The sequence below is a fragment of the Streptococcus suis genome, assembly GCF_019794555.1.
GTDB lineage: Bacteria > Bacillota > Bacilli > Lactobacillales > Streptococcaceae > Streptococcus > Streptococcus suis_AB.
Genome location: NZ_JAIMEP010000049.1, coordinates 1 through 8,185 on the forward strand (window position 1 = coordinate 1; position 8,185 = coordinate 8,185).

Here is an 8,185-nt window from a genome sequence, read left to right on the forward strand (position 1 = left end):
CACATAGAGTACCTCGGGCAAGTATTACTTTGAACGGTGCCACCAGCACTCCAATTGGTCAACTCAAGAAATGGATCTAGGACTTTGAGAAACTTTCCGAGAGAAACTTGACACAAACTTGTCTTCCCCCTCACTTGTCAAATTCCTTTCATAAGTTTACAATAGAAGCATGATAACATTTGACCGTATAATTGAAATTTTAAAGACAGATGCAAATTTTCGTTCGATCACAAGGAATGAGCCTACAGATATTGAGTTCGACGCTTTGAGTTATGACAGTCGAACCGTAAGTCCAACAACCCTTTTCTTCGCCAAGGGCTTAGCCTTTAAAAAGGAATTTTTAGAAAAAGCAATTGAAAACGGCTTGGCCTACTACGTATCAGAAATAGACTACGAAGTCAGCATACCAGCCATTCTTGTTAAAGACATCAAACAAGCCATGAGCCTGATTGCGATGGAATTTCACGGTAACCCACAGAACCAGCTCAAACTCCTGGCATTCACAGGTACCAAAGGCAAGACAACCGCAGCTTATTTTGCCTATCATATTCTCAAACAGAGTCATAAGCCTGCCATGCTGTCAACCATGAATACAACACTGGATGGCGAGACCTTTTTCAAATCAACACTGACCACCCCTGAAAGTCTGGATCTCTTTGCCATGATGGCGGAGGCAGTCAAAAATGGGATGACTCACCTTGTAATGGAAGTATCTAGCCAAGCCTACCTTGTCAAGCGTGTTTATGGCCTGACTTTTGACGTAGGCGTCTTCCTCAACATTAGTCCTGACCATATAGGTCCCATTGAGCATCCGACATTTGAAGACTATTTCTACCATAAGCGTCTTTTAATGGATAATAGCAGAGCAGCTATTGTCAATGCTGGAATGGATCATTTTGAAGTCGTGAGAGACCAAGTGATGTTCAAAGACCATGACTTCTACGGGCCGACTACTGAAAATGAAATTACCCAGTCAGCAGGATTCGACTTCACAGCGACTGGAAAATTAGCTGGGCACTATGCTATTCAGCTCATTGGTCATTTCAACCAAGAAAATGCCATCGCTGCTGGACTAGCTTGTCTTCGCCTAGGTGCAAGCCTAGAAGATATTCATGCTGGGATTGCCCAGACCAGCGTACCGGGGCGAATGGAAGTCCTGACCCAACAAAACGGGGCTAAAGTCTTCGTTGACTACGCTCACAATGGCGATAGCGTAAAAAAACTGCTTGATGTCGTCCTCACACATCAATCAGGAAAGGTCATCCTGATTTTAGGCGCCCCAGGTAATAAGGGAGAAAGTCGCCGTAAAGACTTCGGACTTCTACTTAATGACTATCCACAGGTCGATGTGATTCTAACAGCTGATGATCCCAATCATGAAGACCCAGCTACTATTGCTGAGCAAATTCGTTCCTATATGAACCGTCCGAGCACCTTTATCTTGGATCGTGAAGAAGCTATTCGCACCGCGATGAGGCAAACAACTTCATCGCAAGATGCTGTTATAATAGCCGGTAAAGGGGCCGATGCCTACCAGATTGTGAACGGTAAAAAAACAACTTATGCTGGTGATTTAGAAATTGCCAAAAAATACTTATAGATTCCACCCTTGTCACTCGAAGATGACAAGGGCTTTTTTATAACGATCCTTGTTAAATTAAAATTTTCAGAAAACTCTTTGTTTTGAAGACTTTTTTTGATATAATACAAGTCGTACCGTTTTTTAACGCGCAATATCAGTCATTTGAATGAGCATTGAAAGATTGTCAATCTAGTCTTGCCTTACTCTACGAAAGTGACTTGTTTCTCAAGTCTTATTTCCAACCTAGAACAGCCTTTAGGCTGTTCTAGCTACCTGGACATCCGTTCCTTATCTGACAGCTTATTCATTCGACTATACCACGGAAAGGAGAAATATGTGTCTTCTATTCAAGCAGAAAACATCCAAGTGGCATATGATGATCGAGTGATCATAGAAAAACTATCCACCAGAATTCCCAGTGGAAAAATAACCACTATTATTGGTGCCAACGGTTGTGGAAAGTCCACTTTACTCAAGTCATTGATCAGGATTTTACCCATTCAAAAAGGAGCTATCTATCTAGATGGCCAGGCCATTGCCCAATTACCAACTAAGGAAGTTGCAAAAAAACTTGCCTTACTTCCTCAGGTATTGGAAGCGACAGAAGGGATTTCTGTCTATGAATTGGTTTCTTATGGGCGCTACCCCCATCAAAATGGACTCGGCTATCTCACCGATCAGGATAGGGAGAAGATCAACTGGGCTCTAGAAGTGACTCAAACCGCTCCTTTCGCCAGGTTCCCCGTTGATGATTTATCTGGTGGACAGAGACAACGAGTTTGGATTGCCATGGCACTTGCCCAAGATACCGATACTATTTTCTTAGATGAGCCAACGACCTATCTTGACCTCAATCACCAATTGGAAATTTTAGAGCTATTAAAAGAACTCAACCTAAGCCAACAGAAAACCATTGTGATGGTTCTCCATGATGTTAATTTATCCGCTCGTTTTTCAGATCATATGATTGCGATGAAAGAGGGAAATATTCGCTACAATGGATCCGTGTCCAGTATCATGACTACTGAGATACTGAGTGATATTTTCAACATCGAACCTCAATTAATACAGGCTCCTGGTCAAGAGTATCCTATTTTGCTAACTTACGATTTAAAAAATAATAAGGAGAAAAAATGAAAAAGTTTTTAGCTATTTTTAGTTTATTTGTTGGGCTGTTTTTCTTAACAGCTTGCTCTAGCTCATCTACCCCATCAGATGTAGAATTGTCAAAGATGCCTGAAATTGAAGGCATTACCTACTATGGAGATATTCCGAAAAATCCTAAAAAAGTTGTTAACTTTGCCTACTCTTACACAGGCTATCTCTTGCAATTGGGGATCCAGGTTTCCAGTTATAGTCTAGACCTAGAAAAAGACAGCCCTGCATTTGGTGACCAATTAAAAGACCTACCATTATTAACAACAGCGGATACAGAAGCTATCGCTACTCAAAATCCAGATCTCATTCTTGTCTTCGCCGGCGATGACAACATAGAAACACTGAAAGAAATCGCGCCAGTTATTGAGATCACCTATGGAAAGAGTGACTACCTGAAAATGCTGACGGATGTTGGTCAGATTTTTGGAAAAGAAAAAGAGGCTCAAGCTTGGCTTGACCAGTGGGATAAAAAAGTTGCCGCTGCCAAGGAAGAACTCAGTGGAGTTGTAGATACAAGTGCGACATTTACTGTGATGGACTTCTTTGATAAAAATATCTTCCTCTACGGAAACAACTTTGGCCGTGGTGGTGAATTGGTTTACAGAGCGCTTGGTTTCGCTGCTCCTGCTAAAGTCCAAGAAGATGTCATCAATAAAGATGGCTGGTTTGGCATTTCGCAAGAAGCCCTACCAGACTATGTTGGTGACTACCTTCTTGTCAATGTTAATGAAACAACCAAAGATGCCGCATCATCGCTAAAAGAAAGCGACATTTGGAAAAATTTACCTGCTGTCAAAAATGGACATATCATTGAAGTCGATTATAACCTCTTCTACTTCTCAGATCCTATGTCACTTGATTTGCAAATAGACGCCTTTGTCTCTGCATTAAAAGAGATTCAGTAAAAGGAATGAACTATGAATAGAGTAATACGTTCTCATTCTTCAAGGAGAGGAACTGGACATCTAGTCCAGCCTCTTCTTGTTTTTTTCATCATTAGCCTACTTTTCATAATCGGAGCCTATTTGAGTTTACGATTTGGTGCTATTTCTTACAGCCATCAACAACTCATAGAAACACTGCGCTATCCGATGACAGATTCATCAGTGCAGGATGTCATCATTGATTTACGATTGCCTCGAATGGTGGCTGCCATCTTGGTTGGAGCTGCTATGGCTCAAGCAGGAGCGATGATGCAGGGAATAACGCGCAATGCAATCGCAGATCCTGGTCTATTAGGAATCAATGCTGGAGCAGGCCTCGCCCTCATCCTCGGTTATGCCATTTTTGGTAGCTTGCATTACAGTCAAATTTTAGTGATCTGTTTACTAGGCTCTTGCCTAGCAGCTGGTCTAGTCTTTGGTCTCTCTTACCAAGTGCAAAAAGGCTATAATCAACTCCGTTTGATTTTGTCGGGTGCAATGTTAGCCAGCTTATTTTCCGCAATAGGGCAGGCCATTACCATCTATTTCGATTTATCAACAGCTGTCATCGGTTGGCAAGCAGGGGGCTTAGTACAGGTCAATTGGAAAATGTTAGCTATTATTGGTCCACTTATCATTGTTGGCCTCATCCTTGCCCAACTCTTTTCACATCAGCTGACCATCCTGAGTCTTAACGAGACTGTTGCTAAAAATCTTGGTCAACGAACTGTACTGATGACCTTGGTATTGTTGGGTATCGTCCTTTTGCTCTCAGCTGCTGCAGTGGCACTGGTGGGTTCCCTCTCATTTGTTGGGCTCATCATTCCACATTTTATCCGCATGTTTACAGGAAAAAATTACAAACTGCTCTTACCTTTAACAGCTTTTGCTGGAGCTAGTTTCCTGATCTGGGTAGACTTGGTTTGTCGTTCAATCAACCCACCTGCTGAAACACCTATTAGTGCAGTGATCAGTATCATCGGCTTACCTTGTTTCCTATGGTTGATTCGAAAGGAGAAACACCTTTGATAAGACGTCATAACTATCTAAAGATTTTTTCATTTCTCCTCATCCTCTTATCTGCTGGTTTTCTCATCTCCTTATCAATAGGATACGCCAACTCGTCCTTTTCAGATGTGTTGGATATCGTCAGTGGACGAGCCAGTTCCTCAACTCTCCTTATCATTGGTAGAATTCGTTTACCGAGAATAATCGCCTCAATGATTGGAGGAGCTTCTCTCGCTTTAGCCGGACTCTTGTTACAAACATTAACGCGAAATCCTCTGGCTGATTCTGGCATATTGGGAATTAATGCTGGAGCTGGTCTTGTTGTAGCACTCTTTGTCGGCCTTTCACCAACAATCAGCCCAACCTTAGTACATACATTGCCACTATTTGCCATGATAGGAGGCGGATTAACTATTTTTCTCGTTTACTGGATTGCTCGCAAGAAACTATATGGTATCCATCCAACCCGCTTGATTATCACTGGGGTCGGTATCTCAAGCATGTTATCTGGCATCATGGTCAGTCTAATTAGTCGCTTGGATGATTTCAAAATGGAATACATCGTCCAGTGGCTCAGCGGTCGAGTAAATGGTGGAGATTGGAAGACTATCGCAATCTATACGCCACTTCTTCTCATAGTTTGGCTAGTAACATATAGTCGCAGTCGTTCCCTCAATATTATGAATCTCAATGACCAGACAGCCATGGCACTGGGACTCTCTTTACAACGTGAAAGAAGGATCGTCTTGATATTGGCTACTACTCTTGCTTCCCTCAGTGTCATTTTGGTGGGAAATATTACTTTTGTAGGCCTCATCGCTGGTCATATCGTACGAAAGTGGTTGGGAAATGATCATCGAATCATCATACCTGCTAGCATGATTGTCGGGAGTCTCATACTTCTCATTGCTGATACAATTGGACGTGTGCTACTTGTCGGAACAGGCATTCCAACTGGTATTATCATTTCCCTTATCGGTGCACCCTATTTTCTTTGGTTACTAAAACAAGAAGGCTAGATGATTCCAGCCTTCTTGTTATTTTTCTAGGTAAAGTTCAATATCCTCTTTCAGTTTTAATGGACTAGTCGTTGGTAAATAACGCTTAACCACGAGCCCCTGTCTATCGACCAAAAACTTGGTAAAATTCCACTCGATTCGACCGCCAAGTAAGGTCGATTTTTCTTTCTTGAGATAGCGATATAGTGGACTGGCTTCAGCTCCATTTACAGCAATTTTTGCAAAACGAGGAAAGGTTGTACCATAATTCAAACTGCAGGTCTGATTGATTTCTTCATCAGAACCGGGAGCCTGATTCAAAAATTGATTGCAAGGAAAATCGAGCACGACCAAACCTTTGTCTTTATAAGTATCATAGAGTTCTTGCAATTCCTTGTATTGAGGTGCCAACCCACAACCTGGCGCCGTATTGACTACTAAAATAACCTGACCCTGAAAATCACGCATGGACTGGTCATTTCCATCTTGTTTTTGAACAATAATATCGTAAATGCTCATTCTCATTTCCTCCATTCATCAAAATAAGTTAACAAATGTTCCAATTCATTTGGACTGAGTTGTCTGTATGCACCTCGTTCCAAATCCCCGAGCTCAAATCCACCAAAAGCGATGCGTTTGAGATAGGTGACCTTGAGACCATAGGCTAAAAACATCTTCTTAACCTGGTGAAATTTGCCTTCAGCCAGCTTGATGATCGCTCTGCTATGGTCCAAAGAAACTACCAATATCGTCAATTCCGCTGGCTGACACCGTGTTCCGTCCAAGAATGCAATGCCTGATGCAAAAAATGCTGGCGCATCATCTGCCAAAAAGCCATTTACCTCAACATGATAAATCTTGTCCACATGATGGCTGGGATGGAGCATCCGGTAGCCGAGCGGACCATTATTGGTGATAAGGACCAGTCCTTCCGTATCACGGTCTAAACGACCAACGGGATAGAGCCCTTCCCTACTATCTTGTGGAAAAATCAAGTCGATGACAGTTTGGTGGTCTTTATCCCTCACAGCTGAAACGACTCCTGCTGGTTTGTGAAGTAAATAATAGGCAGAACCTTCTAATGCAACTTTTTTACCAGAGACTTGGATCGTTTGCAACTCTGGGTCAACAATCTGGCTTAGGCTTTGAGCAGGTCGCCCATCAACCATAATCTGTTGGGACTTAAATAATTTCTTTACCTGCTTGCGAGAGCCAATCCGGGCCGCCTCCATACACTTGTCCAATCTCATGAGACTATTTTACCATAAATCATTTTGCTTGACTCTTTTTAAAAAAGCTTTATAATACTAATTAGTGATATATTTTTTTACAATGGAAATCCTCTCTTAGCAGGTGGATTTCCTGCTTTTGCATTTAGGAGGATGTTATGGGACTTTTACAAGATGGCAAATGGGTGGATCAATGGTATGATACCAAATCAACAGGCGGGAAGTTTGTTCGTACAGTGACACAATTCCGTAATTGGATTACACCTGATGGACAAGCTGGACCTACAGGACATGGTGGTTTTAAAGCTGAATCAGGTCGCTACCACCTCTATATCTCTCTTGCCTGCCCGTGGGCAAGTCGTACGTTGATCATGCGAAAATTGAAAGGCTTGGAAGACCACATTTCCCTTTCAATTGTGCACCCCCTCATGTTGGAAAATGGTTGGACCTTCGCTGACGGACCTGGTGTCATCAAGGACCCCCTTTTTAACAGCGACTATCTCTATCAAATTTACTTGAAAGCGGATCCAAATTACACTGGTCGAGTTACTGTTCCAGTTCTTTGGGATAAGCAAACAAACACGATTGTCAACAATGAATCAGCTGAAATCATGCGCATGTTCAACACTGCTTTCAATGACATTACAGGCAACTATGATGATTACTATCCAGAACACCTGCAATCTGAAATCGATGCCATGAATGACTTTGTCTATCCAAATATCAACAATGGGGTGTATAAGGCAGGTTTTTCAACCAATCAAGCTGTCTACGAAAAAGAGGTAACAAAGCTCTTTGCTGCATTGGATAAATTAGAAGAACAATTGGAAAATCAGCAATTTCTAGTAGGAAACCAATTAACTGAAGCAGATATTCGTCTCTTCACGACCTTGGTTCGTTTTGATGCTGTCTACTTTGGGCACTTCAAATGTAATATAAAGGCCTTAGTCGACTATCCAAACCTATGGGATTATACCAAGCGGATTTACAACCATGCTGGTATTTCGGAGACAGTTGACTTTGACCATATCAAACAGCACTACTACGGTAGCCATAAAACCATTAACCCAACTGGAATTGTACCTGTCGGACCAGACTTAGACTGGACACTCTAAAACTATGCACAAGTGTAATGATACTAAGAGTGCTTAAAAATTCAGAATCGAAGCAATCGAGTAGGGACTAATTTCTAGTCCCTCTCACACCACCGTGCGTGCCGTTCGGCACACGGCGGTTCAACTAACTTTTAACGCATGTCGTTTTAGATAATAGTCTAGGCAAGAAACC

8 protein-coding genes are annotated in these 8,185 nt (G+C 42.1%); 6 read left to right on the forward strand and 2 right to left on the reverse strand.

What is annotated here, in order from left to right:
- The first annotated feature begins 169 nt into the window (after positions 1-169).
- The 5 genes from K6V48_RS11270 to K6V48_RS11290 all read left to right on the forward strand — a co-directional run bounded on the left by K6V48_RS11270 (position 170) and on the right by K6V48_RS11290 (position 5,690).
- The gene (locus K6V48_RS11270; RefSeq protein ID WP_222369776.1) at positions 170-1,600 is read left to right on the forward strand and encodes a UDP-N-acetylmuramoyl-L-alanyl-D-glutamate--L-lysine ligase; all 1,431 of its coding nucleotides are present in this window, start codon (positions 170-172) and stop codon (positions 1,598-1,600) included.
- A gap of 318 nt (positions 1,601-1,918) precedes the next feature.
- Positions 1,919-2,719 (forward strand): ABC transporter ATP-binding protein, encoded by an 801-nt coding sequence (locus K6V48_RS11275; protein ID WP_172017621.1) that lies wholly within the window; start codon positions 1,919-1,921, stop codon positions 2,717-2,719.
- Positions 2,716-3,645 carry an ABC transporter substrate-binding protein gene (locus K6V48_RS11280; protein WP_222369778.1) on the forward strand — a complete coding sequence of 310 codons (930 nt, stop codon included), beginning with the start codon at positions 2,716-2,718 and terminating at the stop codon, positions 3,643-3,645. Before K6V48_RS11275 ends, K6V48_RS11280 begins: the two co-directional genes overlap by 4 nt.
- A gap of 12 nt (positions 3,646-3,657) precedes the next feature.
- Positions 3,658-4,692 carry a FecCD family ABC transporter permease gene (locus tag K6V48_RS11285; RefSeq protein WP_222369779.1) on the forward strand — a complete coding sequence of 345 codons (1,035 nt, stop codon included), beginning with the start codon at positions 3,658-3,660 and terminating at the stop codon, positions 4,690-4,692.
- Positions 4,689-5,690: a FecCD family ABC transporter permease gene (locus tag K6V48_RS11290; protein ID WP_222369780.1), complete on the forward strand. Its 1,002-nt coding sequence runs from the start codon at positions 4,689-4,691 to the stop codon at positions 5,688-5,690. Before K6V48_RS11285 ends, K6V48_RS11290 begins: the two co-directional genes overlap by 4 nt.
- A gap of 18 nt (positions 5,691-5,708) precedes the next feature.
- Here K6V48_RS11290 and K6V48_RS11295 read toward each other — a convergent pair whose 3' ends face one another.
- Together K6V48_RS11295 and K6V48_RS11300 are read right to left on the reverse strand one after the other, a co-directional pair.
- Positions 5,709-6,188 (reverse strand): glutathione peroxidase, encoded by a 480-nt coding sequence (locus K6V48_RS11295; RefSeq protein WP_222369781.1) that lies wholly within the window; start codon positions 6,186-6,188, stop codon positions 5,709-5,711.
- A gap of 2 nt (positions 6,189-6,190) precedes the next feature.
- Positions 6,191-6,919, reverse strand: a complete 729-nt coding sequence (locus K6V48_RS11300) for a pseudouridine synthase (RefSeq protein WP_222369782.1) — start codon at positions 6,917-6,919, stop codon at positions 6,191-6,193.
- Between the two features lie 137 nt (positions 6,920-7,056).
- Between K6V48_RS11300 and K6V48_RS11305 the strand changes: the two genes are divergently transcribed.
- Positions 7,057-8,013, forward strand: coding sequence for a glutathione S-transferase family protein (locus K6V48_RS11305; RefSeq protein ID WP_172071494.1), 957 nt, complete (start codon positions 7,057-7,059; stop codon positions 8,011-8,013).
- Positions 8,014-8,185 lie beyond the last annotated feature (172 nt).